Here is a 23363-nt window from a genome sequence, read left to right as displayed (position 1 = left end):
GGCCTATGTCGGAAGTCGCATGACGTTGACCTTGCCGGAGCTGACTTCCAGCTCGGCGACGAAGGTGACGGGAACGTCGACCGGCGTGCAGGCCATCTCGCAGGAGACCGTGAACTGCACCCGCTGATCGATCTCGTTGGTGCGCACCTCCTTGTCGACATGGATGGTGTCGGCGATGATGCGCGGCTCGTAGGTCGAGAGCGCGTGGACCAGCTGGTCGCGGATGGCGTCGACGCCGGCCTCCTCGCTGGTCAGGTGGGTGATGTCCGGCAGGCCGTAGTTGAGCACCGAATCGCTGACGTAGTGGAGCGTCTCGAGCGGCACGGTCGAGGCGAGGTTGATGGTGTTCAGCAGCGCCACCAGGTCGATCGACAGGTCGCGCTTCAGCGCCGGCTCGTCGCCGCGGCGCTGGCGCGGAAGGCGGCCTTCGATGACCCGTTCGCCGTCGACGATGCGCACGCGGCTGTCCTTGGCGTCGCGCGCCTCGAAAGCGTCGCGGAACGCCGACATCAGCGGCGCCTGGTACTGCCTGTCACCTCTGGCTTTTCGCATGGGGCATCCGCATCATCAGGGCGGCATCGCGTGCGGAAACCCGGGCTGCCGCCAAGACGGCAGCCCGGGAGAAAACGGCCTTGGCAAACGCCGTCGCCGAAGGGCTAGGCCATCGAGCCCTTGCTCTTGGCCATGTCGTACCAGTACTCGTCGGAGACTTCGAGATCGCCTCTCTTCGACTGCTGATTGTACTTGATCGTGTACTTCTTGAAGTTGAAGGTGACGTTCTCGGTCGTCCGGTCCTCGCCGCCGCTGCCGCCGGTCGACACGCTGGTGACGATCGCGTCCTCCATCTTGATCTCGAGATAGACGAAGGGTTTGCCGCCGGCCTTGCGGGCCTTGAATTCGACGGTCGGGAAGTGCTTGCCGTCGCACATGTGGCCCCAGATCTTCGGCGAGAGGACGTCGGTGTACTTGGTGAAGGAAAAGTCCTGCAAGCTCACCTTGCCGCCGCCCATGCCGCCGCCCTGGTGGGCGGTGCCGCTCTGCGCGCCGCCGAGCGACCATGCAAGCACGTCCACCCAGGCAGGAAATTGATCGTCCTGGGCCTCGCCCTTGAGGGTCCCGATCTTGATAAACATGTCTTGCGCCATTGCAGTCCTCCTGACAGGGAAACGGCGGCCTTTAAACGCCGTTCACATGGTGTCGATGCTCTCTGGATTCGGCCGAGGTCGTATGGTCACCCTGCCTTTGCGGGCAGCCGGGAAACCAGGCTCATGCCGATATCCATTCCTTCCAGTTGGAAATGCGGGCGTAGATAGAACCGTGCCCCGTAAAAACCGGGGTTCTCCGCATCTTCGAAAACGTCCACGCGGGCGGCCGCAAGCGGCTTGCGCGCTTTCGTCTGGACCGTCGAGTTGGCCGGGTCGGCGTCGACATACTGGTTTATCCAGCTTTGCAGCCAGCCTTCCAGTTCGTCGCGCTCCTTGGTCTCGCCGATCTGGTCGCGCACCATGCATTTGAGATAGTGGCTGAAGCGCGATATCGCGAACATGTAGGGGATGCGCGCCGACAGATTGTCGGCGGCGGTTGCTTCCTCCTTGTCGTATTTCTTCGGCCGGTACAGCGACTGCGCGCCGATGAAGGCTGCCTTGTCGGTGTTCTTGCGATGGATCAGCGGCAGCAGTCCCGACCGCGACAGCTCGTTCTCGCGGCGGTCGGTGATGGCGATTTCCGTCGGGCATTTCAGGTCGACGCTGCCGTCGTCGGTGGGGAAGGTGTGCGTCGGCAGGTTGATGACCTCGCCGCCCGACTGGACGCCGCGGATACGCACCGTCCAGCCATATTCCTTGTAGGCGCGGTTGATGTTGGCGGCCATGGCATAGGCGGCGTTCATCCAGGCGTATTTCTGTCCCGAATGTCCGTCCGTCTGCTCCTCGAAGGCGAATTCCTCGACCGGCAGCGACTTCGCGCCATAGGGCTCGCGGGCGAGCACGCGCGGCATGCACAGCCCGACATAGCGGGAGTTCTCCGAATCGCGCAGCGACTTCCACGCCGCATAGTCGGGCGTGTCGAAGACCTTGCTGAGGTCGCGCGGGTTCATCAGCTCCGTCCAGGAATCCATGCCCATCAGCGATGGCGCCGCGCCCGAGATCAGCGGCGCGTGCGCCGCGGCGGCGACCTTGCCGAGATCGCGCAGCAGCCGGATGTCGACCGCCGAATGGTCGAAATGGTAATCGCCGATGATGCAGCCGAAGGGATGGCCGCCGAGCGTGCCGAACTCCTGTTCGTAGACCGCCTTGAACAGCGGGCTCTGGTCCCATTTGGCATCGGGATAGAGGCGCAGGTCGCGGTAGAGTTCCTGCTTGGAGACGTTCATGACGCGCAGCTTCAGGGTCGCGTCCGTCTCGGAGTTGAAGACGATGTAGTGCAGCCCGCGCCAGGCGCTTTCGATCTGCTGGAACGTCTCGTTGTGCAGGATCTCGTTGACCTGTGCGCTGAGCTTTTCGTCGAGCCGCGCGATCATCTCGTCGAGCGTGTCGAGCACGTCGTCCTTGATCAGGCTGGAATCGGCCAGCGCCTGCTGGACCAGCGTGTTGACGGCGTTCTCGACCTCGGTGGCCGCACGCTCGCTGCGCGGTTTGAAGCTCTGCTTCAGGAGGGCCGAGAAATCGTCGATTTCCTGAAGGGCGGTGCCGCCGATTGCGGCCTTTTCCGGGGAAAGTTCGGTAGCCACTGTGTTTGCCTCGCCTGTTGTTCCGCCGCAGCGGCGTTATGCGTTGCCTTCAGCTTCGTCGGCCGCGCCGGTCATGGCCGTCGCATCGCGCCGCTCCTTCAGCGCCTGCATCATCTGCGGGTCGGCGAGCAGCCGCTTGATCTGATCCTCCGCGGCCACCTTGCCGTCCATGTAGCGCTGCAGGTTCGCGAGCTGCTCGCGCGCCTCCAGCAGCGCCCGCAGGGCGGGGATCTGCCTGGCGATCATGCCGGGCGTGAAATCGTCCATCCGCTTGAAGGTGAGATTGACGCCGAGCTGCTCGTTTCCGTCGCCGCCCAGCCTATTGGCGACCCGGAACGACACGGCCGGCTCGACGCTCGCCATGTAGTCATCGAAATTGTCCATGTCGACGTTGGAGAATTTCCGTTCGGCCATGGGAGGCTTGCTGACCTTCGATGCATTACCGGACAGGTCTGAAAGTATTCCCATAACGAAAGGAAGCTCGACTTGCTTCTCGGCGTTGTAAGGGTCCTCGTAGGATATTTGCACGCGAGGAGGACGATTGCGCTTTATGAATTTCTGCCCGCTGTCAGACATTGCTCATCTCCTCTTTAATTCGGAATGGAACACGAATTGTTCGCGGCTTGTCAAACGGATTCCGGGAAACGACTTGGGTCATTCGGAGTTCTTCTTTGGAAGGAGTTCCGCGATGATCGACTGGAAGCTCTGGCTCATGAAGCGCTCCGCGCGGCCGAGCAGCATGGGGATCGGGCTGGACGCCTCGACCGACCGGAAATAGGTGGCGACGCCGGCGAGCAGCGCGGCGGCCTCGGCGCGTGTCCCGGCGGAAAAAATCGTCTCGCTCCCCGCCGCCGGCTCCTCGGCAGCGGCCGCGAAATCGTCGGTGATCGCCCGCATCTTGGCCATGTTCAGCTCGAAGCCGGAAGCGGCGTCGACGACGATGGAGGCGTATTCGGCATTGTCGGGCATCAGCGCCTCGATCGCCGCGACCAGCGGCTTGCCAACCAGCAGGCGCGCCTGGTGGACCAGGATGAGCGCCGGCGAAGACGGCTCGGCCCGGCCGAAATACCGCTCGGCGGCCAGCAGCGCCGCCGCCGCCGCGGCGTGATCGCCGATGGCCACCGCCGCGGCCTTCGCCGGCGCGGCCGCGGGCACCGCGCCGATGGCGATGATCTCGGCCGAACCGTCCGGCGCGGCCTCGGTGACGGCATGGCCGTTGGCGCCGCCGAGATCGGGGCGCGCGCCCTCGATCAGCGCGAGCAACTGGCCGAGCACGCCCGAGAGCAGCTCGAAATCCGGCGAATATTGATAGTTGGTGCCTTCGTCGAAGGCCGAGCGGATCGTCGCCACCGCCTTCCTGGCGGACGACAGCGAGGCGTGCAGCGCGTCGATCTCGGCGCGGTGCGCCTCGCTGCGCAGCGTCTCCATGATCTGGTTGACGTCGAGCACGCGCTCGCCCTCGCGCGCCGCCGTTCCGGTCGCCACCGCGTGGTCGCGCAGGCTGATCGTCCCCGCACGCTGGTCGCGGACGAGCGGCGCGTATTGCAGCGGCAGCACGACCGTGGTGCGGTCCTCGAGCACGGCGACGGTGTTCTGGCGCAGCGTGAAGTCGCCGTCGAAACCCTTCGGATGCACCTCGTCCCAGAACTGGTCGAGCAGGGCGGCGATCGCCTGGACGCAGTCGCAGAAGCCGGCGATCTGGCCAGCGAGCGCCTGCAGGCGCGCCTCCAGCGTCAGCAGGCGCAGGTCGCGCGACTGCTCCAGGAAGCCGCCGATCGCCTTCGTCTCGGCCTTGAGGTCGATGCTCGTCCGGTCGAACGGCGTTCCCGTCTCCGAGTCCAGGTACCGACCCGGCATCCGGTTGTCGGCCCCCAGCACGTAGTTGAGGTACTGGTCGTCGCCGATCTCGTCGAGATCGGGCCCGCAGGGCGCGCTCTCCGAGACGGGAGTGAGAAGGCTGTCAAATCGCATGGCGGCCTTGGTCTCAAATCAGACGTCCGGAGGCCGGACGCCCGATCGGAACTTTACCGCACCTTGCGTATCAGCTTGGTGTCGGCACGACGCGCCGCCGTTACTGGATTTTGATTCGCATCTCGACGCGCCGGTTGACGGGATCGTACGGATCGGCGACGCGCGGATTGCTCTCGCCCCGTCCCGCCGCCTCCACCTTCTCGAGCTGGATGCCGTTGGCGAGCAGGAAGGCGGTCACCGCCTGTGCGCGCCGTTCCGACAGCCGGTCGTTGTAGCCCTCGTCGCCGGAGGCGTCCGTATAGCCCTCGACGACGAAGGTGGCCGAACGCAGCCTGTCGTCCTTCAGCGCCTTGGCGAATTCGTCGAGGTTGGCGCGGGCCTGCTCGGTGAGCTCGGCGGAGTCGAGGTCGAAGTTGATCAGCATGTCCAGTCCGGCAGGCGCCGGCTGATCCCTGCTGCATTCCTCGGTTGTACCGATACACAGTCCGCGTTTGGCCCCGAGGTCTGTCTCGTCGACGAAATGCTTGACGATCTGCTCCGATGTCAGGTTTGGGTCGGCTGCCGCGAAGTCCAGCCCGGACAAGCCAGTAACCGCGAGCACCGACGCAAATATTGCCTTGCGCATGGTATCTTCACTCCTTCTGGCGAAAACACGATCTTCAGGCGAAAAGGATAGAATTGGCGCGGGATTGTGTCAACGAAACCGACACCGTAACTTGCGGTAGAGATTTTTATCAGCGATCCGGAAGAAAGACGCCGGGCTCCCGGAGGTGCGGGCATGGATATCCATGGATACGAACGACCGGCGCCAAGACATCGGCCGGAAATGAAGCCGCCCTATCGTCGGTGCCCCGCCGGCTGCCCCGGTGGTCGAGCGGGCCATGGCGCGCGGCCGCATGCCGGAGCGCCGGCTTCAGGGAGAAGGCGCTGCGATGGCTAGCCCCTATACGCAAGATCGGCGCATCGGCAGGCTCGAAACGCCGCTCGGCAAGGATCGGCTGCTGCTGACGGGCTTCGAGGCGACCGAGAGGCTCAGCCAGCTGTTCGAGTTCCGCGTCGAGGCGATCAACACGGACAAGAAGATCCTCGGCTTCGACGAGGCGATCGCCCGGCATTGCACGGTCACCCTGCGGACGGTGGACGGCGGCGAGCGCATCTTCGACGGCATGCTGGCGGAGGCGCGCTGGCTCGGCACGCGCGCCGAAGGCAATCGTTACGAGTTGATCCTGCGGCCGTGGCTCTGGCTGCTGTCCAAGCGGGTCAACGCGCTGATCTTCCACGACCTGACCGCGCCGCAGATCGTCGAGCGCATATTCGGCGAGCATGGCGGCCTGGCCGATTTCCAGCCGGCGCTGTCGCGCAATTATCCGACCCTCGAATATTGCGCGCAGTACTGCGAAAGCGACATGGATTTCGTCTGCCGGCTCATGGAGGAGCACGGCATAAGCTATCATTTCCGCCATTCCGCCGGCGCCCACAAGCTGGTCATGGGCGACAGCGTCTCCGCCTACAAGCCCGTGCCGCGCGCCTCGCGCCCCTTCATCGCGATCGACGCGCAGCACAACCGCGACACCGAGCACCTGTCGCTGTGGCGCCCCGAGCGCAGGTTCACGACCGGCAAGGTCGCCATGACCGACTACGACTTCAAGAAGCCCTCGGCCAACATGAAGGCGGAAAAGACGGGCGACGCCGGATACGAGCAGGGCAAGCTCGAGAGCTTCGTCTTTCCCGGGCGTTACGTCAGCCAGTCGGACGGCACGGACTACGCCCAGGTGCAGCTCGACATGCGGCGCGCCGAGGACAGCCATTTTCACGCCGAGGGCGATTGCGCCACGCTCTATCCCGGCTCGCTGGTCGATCTCACCGGCCATCCCGACGACGGGCAGAACCAGCAATATCTCGTGCTCATGGCCTCGCACCGGTTCGACGGGCAGGCCTACCGGTCGGGCAGCGGCGGCGACCAGGTCTACACGGGCGTCTACGAATTCATGCGCGCCGATCAGCCCTTCGCGCCCGCCATGACCTCGCCGAAGCCCTGTATCCGCGGGCCGCAGACGGCGAAGGTGGTGGGCGAGGGCGAGATCGACTGCGACAAGTATGGCCGCATCCTCGTGCGCTTCCACTGGGACCGCAAGGGCGACCAGTCGCGCCGCGTGCGCGTCGCCCAGGTGTCGGCCGGCCAGAACTGGGGAGCGATCTTCACGCCGCGCGTCGGTCACGAGGTCATCGTCGACTTCCTCGAGGGCGACCCCGACCAGCCGATCGTCGTCGCCAGCGTCTACAATGGCGAGAACATGCCGCCCTTCGGCTTGCCCGGCGCCAAGAACATCGCCGGCTGGAAGACCAATTCGACCACTGGCGGTGGCGGCTACAACGAGTTCGTCATGGACGATTCCAAGGGTTCGGAGCTGGTGCGCTTCCATGCCCAGAAGGATCTCGATTCCACCGTCGGCAATGACGAGCGGCGGCTGGTCAAGAACGACCGCAAGACCAAGGTCAAGAACAACGACACGCTCGACGTGACCAACGAGCTGCTGATCAAGGCGGGGGCCAAGATCACTATCACCTGCGGCAAGAGCACGATCACGATGGACCCGATGTCGATCAAGATCGAATCCCCCAATGTCGAGATCAGCACCACCATGCAGTTCAAGACCGATTCCAAGCTCCTGTCGCAGCACGACGCCGGCGCCATGATGATCATCAATGGCACCATCGTGAAGATCAACTGAGCCGGACGAGAGCGATGAGCAACCGACTTCGGTTCAACACGGCGAAGGAACTCTTCGAGACCTTCCCGACCGCCTCCGAGGACATGACGGCGGAGCCGGCCGACCGGCCGTCGCTAGACTATCTGCGCGCCCTGGTATCGAGCCCGACGCCGGAGGACGCGATCACCTTCTGCGCCTATCTGCTGCCGCGTCGGGTGGCGGTGTGGTGGGGGCACCAATGCCTGGTCAACCTGCCGGAGGGCCTGGCGACCAGGGACCGCGACCTGCTGACGGCCGCCGAGGAGTGGGTGCGCGAGCCCGAGGAGGAGCGCCGCTACGCCGCGCTCGATGCCGGCATGGCGTCGCCGGTGAAGACGCCCGGCGCCTGGATCGCGCTCGCCGCCGGCTGGAGCGGCGGCTCGATGGCGCCGGCCGGCATGGCGCCGGTGGTGCCGCCGCCGCATCTGACGGCGCGCGCGGTGAACGCCGCCGTGCTCAGCGCGGTCGCCCGCGTGCCGCTCAAGCAGCGCGCCGCCGTGCTGTCGGCCTGCGTCTCCATGGGCATCCAGATGACGGAAAGTTGAGGGCGGAGGCTGCCACGCTCCGGCTCTATCCGCTAAGATCGCGCCTGCGCGCTAAGCTGTTGCGCAGCCGACGCCTCGCCCGGTAAGCTCCCGCGCGGCGTGCGGCGCGGAATGGAGGCGGTTGCAGCGGTCTGATGACGATCACGCTCACGATCGACAGCGTCGATTCCCTTCCCGATGGCGGCCCGATCCGCTTCCAGGCGCGCAACCGCGGTTTCGAGATCGGCCGCCAGCAGCATCTCGACTGGACCTTGCCTGACCCGGGCCGCCACATCTCCGGCCTGCATTGCGACGTCCGCTTCGAGAAGGGCGGCTACTGGCTCTACGACGTGTCGCGCAACGGCACCTTTCTCAACGGCTCGACGGCCAGGATGAAGAGCCCGCACCGGCTGGCGAGCGGCGACCGGCTGGCGATCGGCCACTATGTCATCCGCGTCGAGGTCGAGGACGAGCAGGCATCGGCCGGTGCGGCGGAGGATCCGTTCCAGCAGGCGCGGCAGGACTTCTCGACACCGTCCGACGACATCTGGGGGGCCGGCGAGCCGGCCCCGCCGCCGATCGACCGGCGCGAGTTGATCGCCCGGCCGGCCGGCCGGCGTCGCGACGCCGATTTCTCGCAGCAGTTCATCGCCTTCCCGGGGGCCCCGTCGCAGCCTGCCCGCCCCGATCCTTATGCCGCCGACGCGGGATTGCCACAGCCGGCGCCGCCCTTTGCCCCCGCTGCCAGGTCGCAGCCTGAACCGGCCCCGTCCCACCCGGCGCCGGTTTTCCAGCCGGCTCCGACCGATCCGGCACCGGCGCGCGCAAAGCCGCAGCCGGCGGCCGGCGAATCCTTCGCGCCGGGTCAGCCGGCGGCGGCATCCGCCTCGGCGGCGCCGTTCCCGCCGCAAGCCTTTCCGCAGCCGCCCGGCCCGGTGCCGGCAGGCGATCAGCAGGCCTTTGCCCGCTTCCTGCAGGGGCTGGCTGCCGGCGCCGGCGTGACGCCCGACACCTTCGCCGGGCGCGACCCCGCCGAGATCGGCCAGGAGGTCGGCGAATTCCTGCGCGTCGCCACCGAGCAGCTCGCGCAGCTGCTGCGCGCCCGCGCCGCCGCCAAGGCGATGACCAAGAGCGCCAGCCGCACCATGATCGGCGCGGCAGACAACAATCCGCTGAAGTTCATACCGACGGCAGCCGAGGCGATCGACGTGATGTTCTCGCGCCGGCGGCCGGGCTTTCTCGGTGCCAGGGCCAGCCTGGAAGCCGGCTTCGCCGACCTCAAGCGGCACGAGCTCGCCACCTATGCGGCCATGCAGAAGGCGCTTGACCGGCTTCTCGACGAGCTGTCGCCCGACACCATCTCGGCCAAGGTCGGCAACTCGGCCTTTTCGTCTAGGAAGAGCCGCTCCTGGGAGCTCTTCGTCGAGCGCTGGGAGCAGAAATCCGGCCCGCACGACAACGGCATGCTGGACGTGTTCTTCGGCTATTTCGCCGAGGCCTATGACGAGACGAACAAGAAGGGGTGACGCGCCCGTTGGCGGATTGACCCGTTTCAATGCCTCGCGCTGCTCGGGGCGGGCTGCTCACCACATTCGATTTGTTTAGTTTTCTGGTTCGACTGCTTCGCGGCCGGCAGACAGGTCGATCTGCAAATTTCTGCCGATAATCAACGGCATGTCGCGGAAAAGGTCACGATGTCTGACGGAATTTGCCATCTCCGCGCAAAAAACATGCTGCGCCGCAGCATGCTTTTCCCCTTGCGATGTTTAGTAATTCCTGCATCACTAAACAAATTACTGAACAAGGCCGGCGCGGGAGGGGCAGCGTGCGACGGTCCGGCCCCGCGCCGCGCAGCCGGGCTCAGAACCGTCGCCGGACGTTTTCGCAAATGGGAGGTAGGCAATGAAATCGGCATTGAAGGTGACATTGGGAATGGCGGCCGCGCTGGCGGCCACGACGGCCATGACGGGCGTTTCGCAGGCCGAGGACCTGACGCTCTGCTGGGCGGCGTGGGACCCGGCAAACGCGCTGGTCGAACTGTCGAAGGATTTTACCGCGCAGACCGGCATCGGCATGAAGTTCGAGTTCGTGCCGTGGACGAACTATGCAGACCGCTTCCTCAACGAGCTCAACTCCAAGGGCAAGCTGTGCGACCTGATCATCGGCGACAGCCAGTGGATCGGCGGCTCGGCCGAGAACGGCCATTACGTCAAGCTCAACGATTTCTTCGACAAGGAAGGGATCAAGATGAGCGACTTCGTCGACGCCACCGTCGTCGGCTATTCGCAATGGCCGAAGAATACGCCGAACTACTGGGCGCTGCCGGCGATGGGCGACGTGGTCGGCTGGACCTACCGCAAGGACTGGTTCACCAAGCCTGAGCTGCAGAAGGAGTTCAAGGAGAAGTATGGCTGGGACCTCGACGCGCCAAAAACCTTCGAGCAGCTGAAGCAGGTGGCGGAGTTCTTCCAGAACCGCGAGATCGACGGCAAGAAGGTCTACGGCGCCTCGATCTACACCGAGCGCGGCTCCGAGGGCGTCACTATGGGCGTCATGGACGTGCTCTATTCCTTCGGCTTCAAATACGAGAACCCCGACAAGCCCTATGAGATGGAAGGCTTCGTCAACTCCGACAAGTCGGTGAAGGGGCTGGAGTTCTACAAGGCGCTCTACGACTGCTGCACGCCGCCCGGCGCCTCCAACAGCTACATGGGCGAAGGCGTCGACGCCTTCAAATCCGGCCAGGTGGCCATGCACATGAACTTCGCCTTCACCTGGCCCGGCCTGCAGAAGGACGAGGCGGTGGGCGGCGACAAGGTCGGCTTCTTCGCCAATCCGGCCGGCCCGGACGGTGAGCAGTTCGCCCAGCTCGGCGGCCAGGGCATTTCGGTGGTGTCCTATTCCGACAAGCAGGAATCGGCGCTGAAATACATCAAATGGTTCGCCGACAAGGACGTGCAGGCCAAATGGTGGTCGCTCGGCGGCTTCTCCTGCCTCAAGGCGGTGGTCGAGGATCCGAAGTTCCCCGACAGCCAGCCCTATGCGAAGACCTTCCTGGACTCGATGGCCATCGTGAAGGATTTCTGGGCCGAGCCGAGCTACGCCTCGCTGCTGCAGGCCTCGCAGAAGCGCTTCCACGACTACGTCGTCGCCGGCCAGGGCACGGCCAAGGAAGCGCTCGACGGGCTGGTTAAGGACTGGACCGAAGTCTTCGAAGACGACGGCAAGATGTAGGTCCTCGTCCTCCCAAGTCCGTCCCGCGCCGTGTTAGCATGGGCGCGGGACGGAGACCGCCAATCATGCAAGACCTGACCGGCAGAAGGCCCGTCGTGACGGACACTCACCCCTCCCTACTGGATCGGACGATGGAGGCAGCCGCCCGGGCGACGCCGGAGCCGCTGGCCACGACGGTCCGCGGCCTCTCCGACCGGATGGTCGCCTGGATATTCATCGCGCCGACCATCCTGCTGCTGCTCGCCATCAACATCTTTCCGCTGATCTGGACGATCCGGCTCTCCTTCACGAACTACCGCGCCAACCGCCCGAACGAGGCGGTGAAGGATATCGGCCTCTCCAACTACGCGCGCATCCTGACCGACAGCGACACCTGGATGGCGATGCAGACGACGGCGCATTTCGTCCTCTGGACGATCGTGCTGCAGACGCTGATCGGCTTCACGCTGGCCTATCTGATCGACCGGAAATTCCGCGGCCACGCCGTCTGGACCACCATCATCCTCGTGCCGATGATGCTGTCGCCGGCCGTCGTCGGCAATTTCTGGCGCTTCCTCTACGAACCGCAGATCGGGCTGTTCGCCTATATCGTGTCGTTCTTCACCGGCATTCCGCCCACCGAGATCCTGATGCTGTCCAACGTGACGCTGGCGCCCTGGGCGATCGTCATCGTCGACACCTGGATGTGGACGCCCTACGTCATGCTTATCTGCCTGGCCGGCCTGCGCTCCATTCCGGACTACATCTACGAGGCGGCGGAGGTCGACCGCGCCTCGAACTGGCGGCAGTTCTGGTCGATCACCCTGCCGATGGCGCTGCCCTTCATCATGCTCGCCGTGCTCTTCCGCGGCATCGAGAACTTCAAGATGTTCGACATGGTGAACCTGTTGACCGGCGGCGGGCCGGGCTCGACCACCGAGGTCGCCTCGATCACGCTGAAGCGCGAAGCCTTCGAGAAATGGCGCACCGGCTTCTCCTCCGCCTTCGCCATCATCCTGTTCGTCGCCGTCTTCGGGCTGGCCAACATCTATGTGAAGGTCCTGAACCGGGTGAAGAGCCGATGAGCGCCGCCGCCCATTCCGTCGTCGAGCCGAGCACGACGTCGAAGCGCGTCGCCGCCACGCTGGTGATCGTCTACGCGGTGGTGTCGATGATCCCGCTGTTCTGGATCTTCGCCACCAGCTTCAAGACGCCGCCGGATTCGATCGCCTATCCCCCGAAAATCGTCTTCACGCCGTCCATCGAGGGCTATTGCAACCTGTTCACGACCCGCACCCGCCAGACGGCGGAGTACATCAACGCGCTGCCGCCGGCGACGTCGTTCTGCGACGAGACCACGCGCAAGCGCAACATGGTGATCGCCGGCCCGTCCAACTTCCTGCCGCGCTTCCTGAACTCGATCGTCATCGCCTTCGGCTCGACATTCCTCGCCGTGTTCCTCGGCACGCTTGCCGCCTACGGCTTCTCGCGCTTCAAGGTGCCCCTGGCCGACGACCTCTTGTTCTTCATCCTGTCGACGCGTTTCATGCCGCCCATCGCCGTCGCCATTCCGATCTACCTGATGTACCGCGAGATCGGGCTTTCCGACACCGCGCTCGGCATGATCCTGCTCTACACCGCCGTCAACGTCTCGCTCGCGGTGTGGCTGCTGAAAGGCTTCATCGACGAGATCCCGCGCGAATACGAGGAGGCCGCGATGATCGACGGCTACACGCGGCTGCAGGCCTTCTGGCGCGTGGTGCTGCCGCAGGCTACCACCGGCATCGCCGCCACCGCCATCTTCTGCCTGATCTTTGCCTGGAACGAATACGCCTTCGCCGCCCTGCTCACCTCCGGCACCGCGCAGACCGCGCCGCCCTTCATCCCCACCATCATCGGCGAGGGCGGGCAGGACTGGCCGGCGGTGGCCGCCGGCACGACGATCTTCCTCGTGCCGATCCTGGTGTTCACCATCCTGCTGCGCAAGCAGCTGCTGCGCGGAATAACCTTCGGGGCGGTGCGGAAATGAGTTCTCCGGTGTTTTCACGCGTCGCACCCCCACCCCTTACCCCTTCCCTCAAGGGGGAGGGGGTTTCTGAGGCGTCGACGACCCCCTCCCCCTTGAGGGCAGGGGTAAGGGGTGGGGGTACGGAAGGCCTCGATGATGGAGGCTGCGCATGACTGCCGCGCCCGCCAAACGCCGCTCCGCCTGGCCCTCCATCCTCCGCCGCGGACCGATGGAAAACCTCGCCACCGCCGTCATCGGCATCGGCTTCCTGATGCTGTTCCAGCCCTTCGCGCTGGCGCTCTACACCTGGTCCTTCGTCACCATGCTTTTCGGCACGCTGATGTTCATCGTCGTCTCGAAGTTTCCGGAGTAGGGCGGTGGCCGAGATCCGCGTCGAAAATCTCAGGAAGGAGTTCGGCAGCTTCACCGCCGTCCAGAACTCCAATTTCGTCGTCGAGGACGGCGAGTTCTTCGTCATGCTCGGCCCGTCTGGCTGCGGCAAGACGACGACGCTGCGCATGATCGCCGGGCTGGAGCTGCCCAGCAGCGGAAAAATCCTGCTCGGCGGCGAGGACGTGTCGCAGAAGCGCGCCCGCGAGCGCGACATCGCCTTCGTGTTCCAGCTCTTCGCCCTCTATCCACACATGAACGTCAGGAAAAACATAGGCTTCCCGCTGCTCGCCCAGGGCATGCCGCGCGCCGGGATCCGCCAGCGCGTCGAGGAGACGGCAAGGCTGCTCAGGATCGACCATCTGCTCGACCGGCCGGTGTCGGGCCTCGCCGGCGGCGACCGCCAGCGCGTGGCGCTCGGCCGCGCCATCGTGCGCCGGCCCAAATGTTTTCTCATGGACGAGCCGCTCGGCACGCTCGACACCGAGTTCCGCGACCTGATGGTCCATGAGCTGCGCGAGCTGCACAACCGCATCCGCGCCACCACGGTCTACGTCACCCACGACCAGTTGGAGGCCATGGCCATGGCCGACAAGATCGCGGTGATGAACCACGGCGTCATCGAGCAGTTCGGCAGCCCCCGCGAGATCTACGATCGCCCGGCCACAATGTTTGTCGCCGACTTCATCGGCTCGCCGCCGATGAACTTCTTACCCTTCGCCGGCGCTCTGCGGCGAGGTGCGAAGGAAATCGTCGTCGACGGCGCGGCGGTCGCCGTGCCCGAGCTGCGCGAGGACGTGGCGCCGGCCGACATGGCGCTCGGCTTCCGGCCCGAGCACATCCGCTTCGACGGCGGCTCGACGCTGCGCGGCGCCGTCTACGGCACCGAATATCTCGGCACCACCCAGATCGTCGCCGTCGAGACGGCGGGCGGCATGGTCAAGGCGCGCGTCCCGGCCGACATCCGGCTGACGGCCGGCGAACCGGTCGGGCTGACGCTCAACGCGGCGCGCCTGTCGCTGTTCGACAAGGCGTCGGGCCGGGCGATCCGCACGGCGCTCTATGAAGGAGCGGCACATGGCTGACGTCAGGCTGAAAGGCGTTGCCAAGGCGTTCGGCGACAAGCAGGCGGTCAGCGGGCTCGACCTCGCCATCGCCGACGGCGAATTCGTGGTACTGCTGGGGCCCACCGGCGCCGGCAAGACGACGACGCTGCGGCTCGTCGCCGGGCTGGAGCGTCCGGACACCGGCAGCGTCCACATCGCCGGCCGCGACGTGACGCGGCTGGAGCCGTCGGCGCGCGACGTCGCCTTCGTCTTCCAGCAATATTCGCTCTATCCGCACCTCTCGGTCTTCGACAATCTCGCTTTCCCGCTGCGCTCGCCGGCCCGCAGGATGAGCGAGGCTGACATCCGCCGCCGCGTCGCCGAGGTGGCGCGGCTGGTGCGCATCGACCACAAGCTGGAGAACCGCTCGACCAAACTCTCCGGCGGCGAGATGCAGCGCGTCGCCATCGGCCGCGCGCTGGTGCGCAAGCCGTCGATCTTTCTGATGGACGAGCCGCTGTCCTCGCTCGACGCAAAACTGCGCGGCGAGCTGCGGCTGGAGCTGAAGCGCATCCAGCGCGAGCTCGGCGCCACCGTGCTCTACGTCACCCACGACCAGATCGAGGCGATGACCATGGCCGACCGCATCGGCATATTGGCCGACGGTGAGCTCGTCCAGATCGGCACGCCGCGCGCCATCTACACCGAGCCGGCGAACCTGCATGTCGCCGCGCGCCTCGGCCAGCCGGCGATCAACCTTCTGCCGCGCGGCCTGCTGCCGGATGCCGACGCGCCGCCCGGCACCGCCACCATCGGCGCCCGCACCGAGCACCTGGCGATCGACAAGGCCGCCAACGGCCATGCCGACGGCGTGGTCGACTGGATCGAGCATCTCGGCGACCAGAACCATCTGCATCTCATCGTCGGGGGCAGGAAGCTGATCACGCTGGTCGATCCCGACACGCCGTTCGGCAAGGGCGACAAGGTGACTATCCATTTTCGCGACCCGCTGTTCTTCGACGCGAGCGGTCAGAGGATCGGAGGGTAGGAAAGATGCTCCTTTTGCGACTGCCACCCCCACCCCTAACCCCTCCCCTCAAGGGCAGGGCAATCGCATATGGGATTTCAGGAACTGCCGCTCGGCCCTGTACCCCCACCCCTAGCCCCTCCCCACAAGGGGGAGGGGGACTTTGCGGCCGCTATGCAACGCAAAACCGTCGACGATTAGTGCTCGGCGGAGACGCCAGCCGGTCCCCCTTGTGGGGAGGGGTTAGGGGTGGGGGTAAACTCATATGCGATAGCCCTGCCCTCAAGGGGGAGGGGGGCGTCTACGCGGCAGAATCCCCCTCCCCCTTGAGGGGTGGGGGTAAGGCCGGGTGGATACCATGACGAACGTAGCTCCAGCCTCCCTCCCCACCCTCATCGCCGCCGCGGCCGACACCATCGCCGCGCACGCCGACGAGCTCACCGCCCTCGACCAGGCGATCGGCGACGGCGACCACGGGCTCAACATGAAGCGCGGCTTCGAGGCGGTGCGCGCCGAGGCCGATGCGTTCGCGGCGAAGCCGCTGCCCGAGGCGCTGAAGGCGGTCGGCATGAAGCTGGTGATGACGGTGGGCGGCGCGTCGGGCCCGCTCTACGGCACGCTGCTGATGACGCTCGGCAAGGAATGGCCGGCAACGCAGGACCGGGTGAGCGTGGCCGAGGCGCTGAGGAAGGCCGTCGACGCCGTCGCGGCGCGCGGAAAGTCGCAGGCCGGCCAGAAGACCATGCTCGACGTGCTCTATCCCGTCCAGGCGGCGCTCGTCGAAGGCAAGAACCTGCCCGAGATCGCCGCGATCGCCGATGCGGCCGCCGAGGCGACCATCCCGATGAAGGCGATCCGCGGCCGCGCCTCCTTCCTCGGCGACCGCTCGATAGGCCATATGGATGCCGGCGCGCGGTCCTCGGCGCTGCTTGTGCGCGCCGTCGTTGAAACCCTTGGAGACGTCTGAATGAGCAATGTCGGGATCGTCATCGTGTCGCATTCGCCGCTTGTCGCGGAAGGCACCGCCGACATGGTGCGCCAGATGGTCGGCGACGAGGTGCCGCTCGCCTGGTGCGGCGGCAACGGCGAGGGCGGGCTGGGCACGTCGGTCGGCGCCATCATGGAGGCGATCGACAAGGCGTGGTCGGAAGCCGGCGTCGCCATCCTCGTCGATCTCGGCGGCGCCGAGACCAACAGCGAGATGGCGGTCGAGATGATCGGCGAGCCGCGCGCTTCCAGGATCGTCATTTGCAACGCGCCGATCGTCGAGGGCGCCGTGATGGCGGCGACCGAGGCCTCGGGTGGCGCATCGCTGCAGGATGTCGTAGCCACGGCGCACGAACTGGCGCCGGCCTGAGCAACGGGAAAGTTTGATGTCGAACACCGCCCAAACCACGGTCCTCATCACCAACGAGGTCGGCCTGCATGCGCGGCCTTCGGTGAAGTTCACCAAGCTGGCGAAGACGTTTGCCGCCGATGTCGAGGTGGCGCTCGCCGCCGACGGGCCGTGGTTCGACGCGAAAAGCATCGTCAAGATGATGGCCGCCAAGGCGCCGAAGGGCACGGTGCTGCACCTGCGCGCCCGCGGCGAGACGGCCGCCGCGGCCGTGGCGGCGCTCGCCGCGCTGGTCGAGCGCAATTTCGACGAGGACGAGGCGCATGCGCGGACGGCTTAGCAAGCGGTCAGCATGAGAGAATCGGAGAAGGTCGTGCCTGGTCGCACCCCCCTCTGGCCTGCCGGCCATCTCCCCCGCAAGGGGGGAGATCAGCCGTCGCCGCCGCTTTCGCCCATCTCTGCCGGTGCAGAACGAGCGGCGAGACCGACGCTGCCAATCTCCCCCCTTGCGGGGGAGATGGCCGGCAGGCCAGAGGGGGGTGCGAAGGAGCGCGAGGTCGGAGCGGATGGGAAGGAACGCAACGCGACAGCGAATGGCTCGCTGTCGCTCGGCACTCCCGCCTCGCCCGGCTACGCCGAAGGCCCGCTCTTCCGCCTCGACCGTCCGCAGGCGACTTACAGCCCGAAAGGCTCGGCCGATGCCGAGAAGGCCGCGCTCGATCAGGCGATGGCCGCCGCGACCGATGGGCTCACCGAGCTTGCGGCACAAATGTCGGGCGAAGCCGCCGACATGCTGGAGTTCCAGATCGCCATGCTGTCCGACGATGCGCTGGCGGCGCCGGCGCTGGAGGCGATCGCAGCCGGCGAGCCGGCGGACATGGCCTGGCGCATGGCGCTGGATGCCGAGATCGCAGGCTACGAGGCTTCCGAGGACGACTATTTCCGCGCCCGCGCCGCCGACCTCGCCGACATCCGCGACCGCGTCCTGCGGGCGCTGTCCGGCGAAGGCGAGCAAGCCGCGCCGGCCGGCGCCATCCTGGTCGGCGAGGACATCACGCCGACCCGTTTCCTGCAGACCGACTGGAGCGCCGGCGGCGGCATCGCGCTGGCGGCCGGCAGTGCCGCAAGCCACGTCGCCATGCTGGCGCGCGGGCGCGGCGTGCCGATGGCGGTCGGTTTTGGCGAGAGCCTGGCCGGCGCCGGGGGTTTTGGCCTGCTGGACGCCGAGCACGGCCGGCTGATCGTGGATGCCGATCCGGTCGCCGCGGCGGCCTTCCATGAAGCCGCGGCGGGTTTTCGCCGAGGGCGCGAGGTCGCAAGAACCTATCTCGCCCAGCCCGCCGCAACCAGGGACGGCACCTCCATCCGCGTGCAGGTCAACATCGCCGACCCCTCCGACGTGGAAACCGTCGACATCGGCCATTGCGACGGGGTCGGCCTGATGCGCACCGAGTTCTTGTTCGGCAAGGTATTGCCGGACGAGGGGACGCAGCTCGCCGCCTATCGAAAGGTGCTGGAATGGGCCGGCGGCAAGCCGGTGACCATCCGCACGGTCGACGCCGGCGGCGACAAGCCGGTGCCGGGCTTCACGGTGGAGGAGACCAACCCGTTCCTCGGCCTGCGCGGCATCCGGCTGTCGCTGGCGCGGCCGGAGATTTTCCGCGTCCAGATCCGGGCGCTGCTGCGCGCCGCCGTCCACGGCAATCTCAAGGTGATGGTCCCGATGGTGGCGGTTCCCGGCGAATATGCGGCGGCCGCCGCCCTGTTCTCGGACGAAGCGGCAATGCTGGCGAAGGCGGGCGTGCCCCACAAAATGCCGCCGCTCGGCATCATGGTCGAGGTGCCATCGGTCGCCGTGGCGCCGGAGCTGTTTTCGGACGCCGCCTTCTTCTCGATCGGCTCCAACGATCTCACCCAGTATGTGCTTGCCGCGGCCCGCGACAACGGCCGCGTCGCGGCCCTTCACGACGTCGGCCATCCGGCCGTGCTGCGGCTGATCGGCAACGTGGCGGCTTTCGCGCGCGAGCAAAAAATCCCCGTCAGCCTGTGCGGCGATGCCGGCGGCGACCCGGCCGCTATCCCCGCGCTGCTCGCGGCCGGCCTGCGCGATCTTTCCGCGGTGCCGGCGCAGCTCGCCGCGGCCAAGGCCGCCATCGCGGCGGTCGAGCTCTGAGTGATGGCGGCCGACGAGGAAACGCCCGACGGCGCCGCGGCGGACGACGCGATCCGCGCCTACAAGACGCTGCTCGCCGAGATCATCGACCGCCGCCCGTCCGGCACGCGGCAGCGGCTGGCCGACGAGCTCGGCAAGAACCGCAGCTTCGTCACCCAGATCGCCAGCCCCGCCTATTCGACGCCGATCCCGGCAAAGCACCTGCCGGTGATCATCGCCGTCTGCCATTTCGGCCCGGCCGAGCGCGACCGGTTTCTCGCCGCCTACGAGCGCGCCCATCCCGGCAAGGCGCCGCTGCCGGCCGGCTTCACCCGCACGCGGCATCTGTCGATCGGCGTGCCGGACCTCGGCGACACGGCGAAGAACGCCGCCCTCGACCGCGCCGTCGCCGATTTCGTGCAGAGGATCGCCGATCTGTTTGAGAAGGACGGCAATACCGGCGGCCACAGGGGTGACCGATGAAGCAATCCCGTGATGGACCGCGGTTAGCGATTCCTCTCTCCCGGCAGGCAGGGCAATCGCATATCGGATTTCAGGAACTGTTGCTCGGCCCTCTACCTCCACCCCTGACCCCTCCCTCAAGGGGGCGGGGGACTTTGCGGCCGCTATGCAACGCAAAACCGTCGACGATTGGTGCTCGGTGGAGACGCCGCCCGGTCCCCCTCCCCCTTGAGGCCCCTTGAGGGGAGGGGTTAGGGGTGGGGGTGAACTCGTATGCGACAGCCCTGCCCGGGCAGGGGGAGGTGGCGAGCCCGAAGTGCTTTCATCGGGAGCCGTATGCGCGCCAGCCGATACTACCATAGCCAAGCCGATCGGGAGGAGGAACCATGAAGAAACTGATCAATTCCGTCGACACGGTGCTGACCGAGAGCCTCGACGGCTTCGCCGCAGCCCATGCCGACATTCTTGCGCTCGGCGGCGGCCACAAGTTCATCCGCCGCAGGAGCCTGAAGCCCGGCAAGGTGGCGCTGATCTCGGGCGGCGGCTCGGGCCATGAGCCGCTGCATGGCGGCTTCGTCGGACACGGCATGCTGGACGCGGCCTGCCCCGGCCAGGTCTCCACCTCGCCGACGCCCGACCAGATGGTCGAGGCCGCCGCCGAGGTGGACACCGGCGCCGGCTGCCTGTTCATCGTCAAGAACTACGAAGGCGACGTGATGAATTTCGACATGGCCGCCGAGATGTCGGAGGGAATCATGCAGGTGGTCACCAATGACGACGTGGCGGTGGAGGATTCGCTCTACACCACCGGCCGGCGCGGCGTCGCGGGAACGCTGGTGGTCGAAAAGATCGTCGGCGCGGCAGCGGAGGAGGGCAGGGGGCTGGCCGAGCTCAAGGCGCTGGGCGACAGGGTCAACGCGGCGACGCGCTCGATGGGCGTGGCGCTGACCTCATGCACCGTGCCCGCCGCCGGCAGGCCGACCTTCGACATCGGCGACAACGAGATGGAGTTCGGCGTCGGCATCCATGGCGAGCCCGGCCGCCGTCGCGATGCGTTGAAGAGCGCGGACGAGATCGCCGACGAGATCTGCGCGGCGATCGCCGGCGATCTCGGTATGCGCGTAAACGGCAACGCCCTGCTGTTCGTCAACGGCTTTGGCGGGACGCCGTCGATGGAGCTCTACCTGATGTACAACAGCGCTCGGAAGCTGTTCGAGAAGCGCGGCGTCACCATCGTTCGCTCGCTGGTCGGCTCCTACGTCACCTCGCTCGACATGGCAGGCTGCTCGATCACGCTGTCCATCCTCGACGACGAAACTGCACGGCTCTGGAACGCGCCGGTGCATACGGCGGCGCTCAGGTGGGGGATGTAGCGCTGGCTCTCCCTCCCCCTTGAGGGTGGCCGCGAAGCGGCCGGGTGGGGTCGCTGCGGCAGTGCTCGACTCCTTGTTGGCTTTCTGCATGGCAGACCGGGCGTCGCGCTGCCTGGGCCAATTCCCTCTGGCCGCTTCGCGGCCTTCTCCCCCTCAAGGGGGGAGAAAACTCAGCCCTCACCGATACGGATCGGCAGCGTCCCTCAGCCCGTCGCCCATGAAATTGAAGGCGAGGATGACCAGGATCACCGGGATCATCGGATAGAGCAGCCAGGGATAGAAGGCGATGACGTTGACGCTGCGCGCCTCGGTGAGCAGGATGCCCCAGCTGGTGATCGGCGGCCTGAGGCCGAGGCCGAGGAAGGACAGCGCCGTCTCGCCCAAAATCATGCCGGGGATGGCGATGGTTGCCGAGGCGATCAGGTGCGACATGAAGCCTGGGACGAGGTGGCGGCCGATGATGCGGGCGGGCCTTGCGCCCATCAGCTGCGCGGCGAGCACGTAGTCCTCCTCGCGCAGCGACAGGAGCTTCGAGCGTACCGCCCGCGCCAGCCCGGTCCAGTCGAGCAGGCCGAGGATGATGGTGATGCCGAAATAGATGACGATCGGGCTCCAGGTCACCGGCATGATCGCCGCCAGCGCCATCCACAGCGGGATGCTCGGCAGCGACTGCAGCACCTCGATGACGCGCTGCACGACGAGATCGAAGACGCCGCCGTGATAGCCGGCGAGCCCGCCGATGACGACGCCGAGCACGAAGGAGAAGGCGACTCCGATCAGGCCGATGGTGAGGGAGATGCGGGCGCCGTAGATGATGCGCGACAGTACGTCGCGGCCGAGCCGGTCGGTGCCGAGCGCGAAGAACTGGCCGCCCTCGGCCGGGCAGACGAAATGGAAGCTGGCCGGCACGACGCCCCAGAACTTGTAGGGATCGCCGGAGCAGAAGAAGCGCAGCCTCTGCACCTGGGTGCGGTCGTCGGCATAGACCCGCTTCAGCGTGTCCATGTCGAGCGTCATGGTGCGGCCGTAGACGAACGGCCCGACGAAGCTGCCATTGTCGAACAGATGGACGCGCTGCGGCGGCGCGTGGATGAAGTCGACGTTGCGCGTGTGCAGATTGTAGGGCGCCACGAACTCGCAGATCACGATCATGGAGTAGAGCGCGGCGAGGAAGATCGCCGACCACAGCGCCAGCCGGTGGCGCTTGAACTTCCACCACATCAGCCTGAGCTGCGAGGCCTGGTAGACCTTGGCCTGCTCCTCCGTCATCGCCTCGACCGACAGCGGGTCGAACGGCGCGGTGGAGACGAAATGGCCGAGCGGCGCGCCCGGCGCCGGCAGCGGCGACGTCGTCGCCTCCGTCGTCATTGGCGGCGATGTCGTCATTTGGTGCTCCCGCCCTGCAGCCGGATGCGTGGATCGAGCAACGCCAGCGCCAGGTCGGAGATGAGCACGCCGATGACGGTGAGGAAGGCAAGGAACATCAGGAAGGACCCTGCGAGATACATGTCCTGGCTTTGCAGGGCCTTGATCAGCATCGGGCCGGTCGTCTCCAGCGACAGCACGATCGCCGTGATCTCGGCGCCCGAGATGATCGCCGGCAGGATCGAGCCGATGTCGGCGATGAAGAAGTTGAGCGCCATGCGCAGCGGGTATTTGACCAGCGTCCGGAACGGATGCAGCCCCTTGGCGCGCGCCGTCATGACGTACTGCTTCTGCAGCTCGTCGAGCAGGTTGGCGCGCAGCCGCCGGATCATGCCGGCGGTGCCGGCCGTGCCGATGATGATCACCGGTATCCACAGATGCTCGAGGATCGACTTCGCCTTGTCCCAGCTCATCGGCTGGCTGAGATATTTCTGGTCCATCAAATGGCCGATCGAGGTGCCGAACCAGATGTTGGCGAAATACATGAAGATCAGCGCCAGCATGAAGTTGGGGATGGCGATGCCGAGCAGGCCGAGGAAGGTCAGCCCGTAGTCGCCCCAGCTGTACTGGTGCGTCGCCGAATACATGCCGATCGGGAAGGCGATCAGCCAGGTCAGCACGATCGTGCAGAAGGAGACGAGCACGGTCAGCCACAGCCGGTCGCCGACCACGTCCGTCACCGGCAGCTCGTATTCGAACGAGTAGCCGAAATCGCCAGTCAGCATCCCGCCGACCCAGTAGAAGTAGCGGATGAGCGGCGGCTTGTCGAAATCGTACTCGGCGCGCAGCGCGTTGATCTTGTCCATGTCGACGCCTTCGCCCTGCGCCTGCAGCTCGGCGGCGTAGCTCTCGAAATAGTCGCCGGGCGGCAGCTCGATGATGGCGAACACCAGCGCCGAGATGATCAGCAGCGTCGGCACCATGACCGCGATGCGCCAGAAAATGTAGCGGATCACGG

23 protein-coding genes are annotated in these 23363 nt (G+C 66.4%); 15 read left to right on the top strand and 8 right to left on the bottom strand.

Annotated elements, in window-relative coordinates:
* Positions 1-3: 3 nt before the first annotated feature.
* The 6 genes from tssE to C7I84_RS19165 form a co-directional block, all read right to left on the bottom strand.
* Positions 4-552, bottom strand: coding sequence for a type VI secretion system baseplate subunit TssE (gene tssE, locus C7I84_RS19190; protein WP_106773829.1), 549 nt, complete (start codon positions 550-552; stop codon positions 4-6).
* Positions 553-656: 104 nt separating this feature from the next.
* A complete protein-coding gene (locus C7I84_RS19185) occupies positions 657-1145 on the bottom strand; it encodes an Hcp family type VI secretion system effector (protein WP_106773828.1) in 489 nt (162 codons plus the stop codon).
* An 86-nt stretch (positions 1146-1231) separates the two neighbouring features.
* On the bottom strand, positions 1232-2728 hold the full coding sequence (gene tssC / locus C7I84_RS19180; protein ID WP_106773827.1) for a type VI secretion system contractile sheath large subunit: 1497 nt from the start codon (positions 2726-2728) through the stop codon (positions 1232-1234).
* 36 nt (positions 2729-2764) lie between these two features.
* Positions 2765-3304 (bottom strand): type VI secretion system contractile sheath small subunit, encoded by a 540-nt coding sequence (gene tssB, locus C7I84_RS19175; protein WP_106773826.1) that lies wholly within the window; start codon positions 3302-3304, stop codon positions 2765-2767.
* A gap of 78 nt (positions 3305-3382) precedes the next feature.
* Positions 3383-4699 carry a type VI secretion system protein TssA gene (locus C7I84_RS19170; protein WP_106773825.1) on the bottom strand — a complete coding sequence of 439 codons (1317 nt, stop codon included), beginning with the start codon at positions 4697-4699 and terminating at the stop codon, positions 3383-3385.
* Positions 4700-4799: 100 nt separating this feature from the next.
* Complete coding sequence (locus C7I84_RS19165) at positions 4800-5324, bottom strand: OmpA family protein (protein WP_106773824.1); 525 nt, start codon at positions 5322-5324, stop codon at positions 4800-4802.
* Positions 5325-5631: 307 nt separating this feature from the next.
* On the opposite strand from C7I84_RS19165, the gene C7I84_RS19160 reads away from it, so the two are divergent.
* From C7I84_RS19160 to dhaK, 15 genes are all read left to right on the top strand, one after another.
* On the top strand, positions 5632-7431 hold the full coding sequence (locus C7I84_RS19160; protein ID WP_165816133.1) for a type VI secretion system Vgr family protein: 1800 nt from the start codon (positions 5632-5634) through the stop codon (positions 7429-7431).
* Positions 7432-7445: 14 nt separating this feature from the next.
* Entirely contained in the window at positions 7446-7994 is a 549-nt protein-coding gene (locus tag C7I84_RS19155) for a DUF6931 family protein (protein WP_106773822.1), read from the top strand.
* A 134-nt stretch (positions 7995-8128) separates the two neighbouring features.
* Complete coding sequence (tagH, locus tag C7I84_RS19150) at positions 8129-9499, top strand: type VI secretion system-associated FHA domain protein TagH (RefSeq protein ID WP_106773821.1); 1371 nt, start codon at positions 8129-8131, stop codon at positions 9497-9499.
* A 376-nt stretch (positions 9500-9875) separates the two neighbouring features.
* Positions 9876-11207, top strand: a complete 1332-nt coding sequence (locus C7I84_RS19145) for an ABC transporter substrate-binding protein (protein ID WP_106773820.1) — start codon at positions 9876-9878, stop codon at positions 11205-11207.
* A 131-nt stretch (positions 11208-11338) separates the two neighbouring features.
* On the top strand, positions 11339-12271 hold the full coding sequence (locus C7I84_RS19140) for a carbohydrate ABC transporter permease (protein ID WP_425351362.1): 933 nt from the start codon (positions 11339-11341) through the stop codon (positions 12269-12271).
* Entirely contained in the window at positions 12268-13215 is a 948-nt protein-coding gene (locus C7I84_RS19135) for a carbohydrate ABC transporter permease (RefSeq protein ID WP_106773818.1), read from the top strand. Before C7I84_RS19140 ends, C7I84_RS19135 begins: the two co-directional genes overlap by 4 nt.
* 148 nt (positions 13216-13363) lie before the next feature.
* The gene (locus tag C7I84_RS19130; protein WP_106773817.1) at positions 13364-13567 is read left to right on the top strand and encodes a hypothetical protein; all 204 of its coding nucleotides are present in this window, start codon (positions 13364-13366) and stop codon (positions 13565-13567) included.
* A 4-nt stretch (positions 13568-13571) separates the two neighbouring features.
* Complete coding sequence (locus tag C7I84_RS19125) at positions 13572-14669, top strand: ABC transporter ATP-binding protein (protein WP_106773816.1); 1098 nt, start codon at positions 13572-13574, stop codon at positions 14667-14669.
* Complete coding sequence (locus C7I84_RS19120; RefSeq protein ID WP_106773815.1) at positions 14662-15678, top strand: ABC transporter ATP-binding protein; 1017 nt, start codon at positions 14662-14664, stop codon at positions 15676-15678. The genes C7I84_RS19125 and C7I84_RS19120 overlap by 8 nt, the downstream gene beginning before the upstream one ends.
* A gap of 337 nt (positions 15679-16015) precedes the next feature.
* Entirely contained in the window at positions 16016-16624 is a 609-nt protein-coding gene (dhaL, locus tag C7I84_RS19115) for a dihydroxyacetone kinase subunit DhaL (protein ID WP_106773814.1), read from the top strand.
* On the top strand, positions 16625-17014 hold the full coding sequence (dhaM, locus tag C7I84_RS19110; RefSeq protein ID WP_106773813.1) for a dihydroxyacetone kinase phosphoryl donor subunit DhaM: 390 nt from the start codon (positions 16625-16627) through the stop codon (positions 17012-17014).
* A gap of 16 nt (positions 17015-17030) precedes the next feature.
* Complete coding sequence (locus tag C7I84_RS19105; protein ID WP_106773812.1) at positions 17031-17333, top strand: HPr family phosphocarrier protein; 303 nt, start codon at positions 17031-17033, stop codon at positions 17331-17333.
* A gap of 177 nt (positions 17334-17510) precedes the next feature.
* Complete coding sequence (ptsP, locus tag C7I84_RS19095; RefSeq protein ID WP_106773811.1) at positions 17511-19166, top strand: phosphoenolpyruvate--protein phosphotransferase; 1656 nt, start codon at positions 17511-17513, stop codon at positions 19164-19166.
* A gap of 3 nt (positions 19167-19169) precedes the next feature.
* Positions 19170-19628, top strand: a complete 459-nt coding sequence (locus C7I84_RS19090; RefSeq protein ID WP_106773810.1) for a hypothetical protein — start codon at positions 19170-19172, stop codon at positions 19626-19628.
* A 365-nt stretch (positions 19629-19993) separates the two neighbouring features.
* On the top strand, positions 19994-20980 hold the full coding sequence (gene dhaK / locus C7I84_RS19085; protein WP_106773809.1) for a dihydroxyacetone kinase subunit DhaK: 987 nt from the start codon (positions 19994-19996) through the stop codon (positions 20978-20980).
* Positions 20981-21157: 177 nt separating this feature from the next.
* On the opposite strand, the gene C7I84_RS19080 is transcribed toward dhaK, so the two are convergent.
* Both C7I84_RS19080 and C7I84_RS19075 read right to left on the bottom strand, forming a co-directional pair.
* On the bottom strand, positions 21158-22348 hold the full coding sequence (locus tag C7I84_RS19080) for an ABC transporter permease (RefSeq protein ID WP_106773808.1): 1191 nt from the start codon (positions 22346-22348) through the stop codon (positions 21158-21160).
* 14 nt (positions 22349-22362) lie between these two features.
* On the bottom strand, positions 22363-23361 hold the full coding sequence (locus C7I84_RS19075; RefSeq protein WP_106773807.1) for an ABC transporter permease: 999 nt from the start codon (positions 23359-23361) through the stop codon (positions 22363-22365).
* Positions 23362-23363: the final 2 nt, after the last annotated feature.

The sequence above is a fragment of the Kumtagia ephedrae genome (assembly GCF_003012745.1).
Taxonomy (GTDB): Bacteria; Pseudomonadota; Alphaproteobacteria; order Rhizobiales; family Rhizobiaceae; genus Kumtagia; species Kumtagia ephedrae.
Note: the sequence above shows the minus strand (reverse complement) of the source record. Positions and strands in the feature narration are given on the sequence as shown.

Coding starts and splice junctions, on each gene's coding strand:
- C7I84_RS19165 (WP_106773824.1), bottom strand. CDS start 5,324: ATGCGCAAGGCAATATTTGCGTCGGTGCTCGCGGTTACTGGCTTGTCC.
- C7I84_RS19160 (WP_165816133.1), top strand. CDS start 5,632: ATGGCTAGCCCCTATACGCAAGATCGGCGCATCGGCAGGCTCGAAACG.
- C7I84_RS19120 (WP_106773815.1), top strand. CDS start 14,662: ATGGCTGACGTCAGGCTGAAAGGCGTTGCCAAGGCGTTCGGCGACAAG.
- dhaM (WP_106773813.1), top strand. CDS start 16,625: ATGAGCAATGTCGGGATCGTCATCGTGTCGCATTCGCCGCTTGTCGCG.
- dhaK (WP_106773809.1), top strand. CDS start 19,994: ATGAAGAAACTGATCAATTCCGTCGACACGGTGCTGACCGAGAGCCTC.
- tagH (WP_106773821.1), top strand. CDS start 8,129: ATGACGATCACGCTCACGATCGACAGCGTCGATTCCCTTCCCGATGGC.
- C7I84_RS19080 (WP_106773808.1), bottom strand. CDS start 22,348: ATGACGACGGAGGCGACGACGTCGCCGCTGCCGGCGCCGGGCGCGCCG.
- C7I84_RS19105 (WP_106773812.1), top strand. CDS start 17,031: ATGTCGAACACCGCCCAAACCACGGTCCTCATCACCAACGAGGTCGGC.
- C7I84_RS19135 (WP_106773818.1), top strand. CDS start 12,268: ATGAGCGCCGCCGCCCATTCCGTCGTCGAGCCGAGCACGACGTCGAAG.
- ptsP (WP_106773811.1), top strand. CDS start 17,511: ATGGCCGGCAGGCCAGAGGGGGGTGCGAAGGAGCGCGAGGTCGGAGCG.
- C7I84_RS19090 (WP_106773810.1), top strand. CDS start 19,170: ATGGCGGCCGACGAGGAAACGCCCGACGGCGCCGCGGCGGACGACGCG.
- C7I84_RS19145 (WP_106773820.1), top strand. CDS start 9,876: ATGAAATCGGCATTGAAGGTGACATTGGGAATGGCGGCCGCGCTGGCG.
- C7I84_RS19170 (WP_106773825.1), bottom strand. CDS start 4,699: ATGCGATTTGACAGCCTTCTCACTCCCGTCTCGGAGAGCGCGCCCTGC.
- C7I84_RS19140 (WP_425351362.1), top strand. CDS start 11,339: ATGGAGGCAGCCGCCCGGGCGACGCCGGAGCCGCTGGCCACGACGGTC.
- tssE (WP_106773829.1), bottom strand. CDS start 552: ATGCGAAAAGCCAGAGGTGACAGGCAGTACCAGGCGCCGCTGATGTCG.
- C7I84_RS19155 (WP_106773822.1), top strand. CDS start 7,446: ATGAGCAACCGACTTCGGTTCAACACGGCGAAGGAACTCTTCGAGACC.
- C7I84_RS19130 (WP_106773817.1), top strand. CDS start 13,364: ATGACTGCCGCGCCCGCCAAACGCCGCTCCGCCTGGCCCTCCATCCTC.
- C7I84_RS19185 (WP_106773828.1), bottom strand. CDS start 1,145: ATGGCGCAAGACATGTTTATCAAGATCGGGACCCTCAAGGGCGAGGCC.
- tssB (WP_106773826.1), bottom strand. CDS start 3,304: ATGTCTGACAGCGGGCAGAAATTCATAAAGCGCAATCGTCCTCCTCGC.
- dhaL (WP_106773814.1), top strand. CDS start 16,016: ATGACGAACGTAGCTCCAGCCTCCCTCCCCACCCTCATCGCCGCCGCG.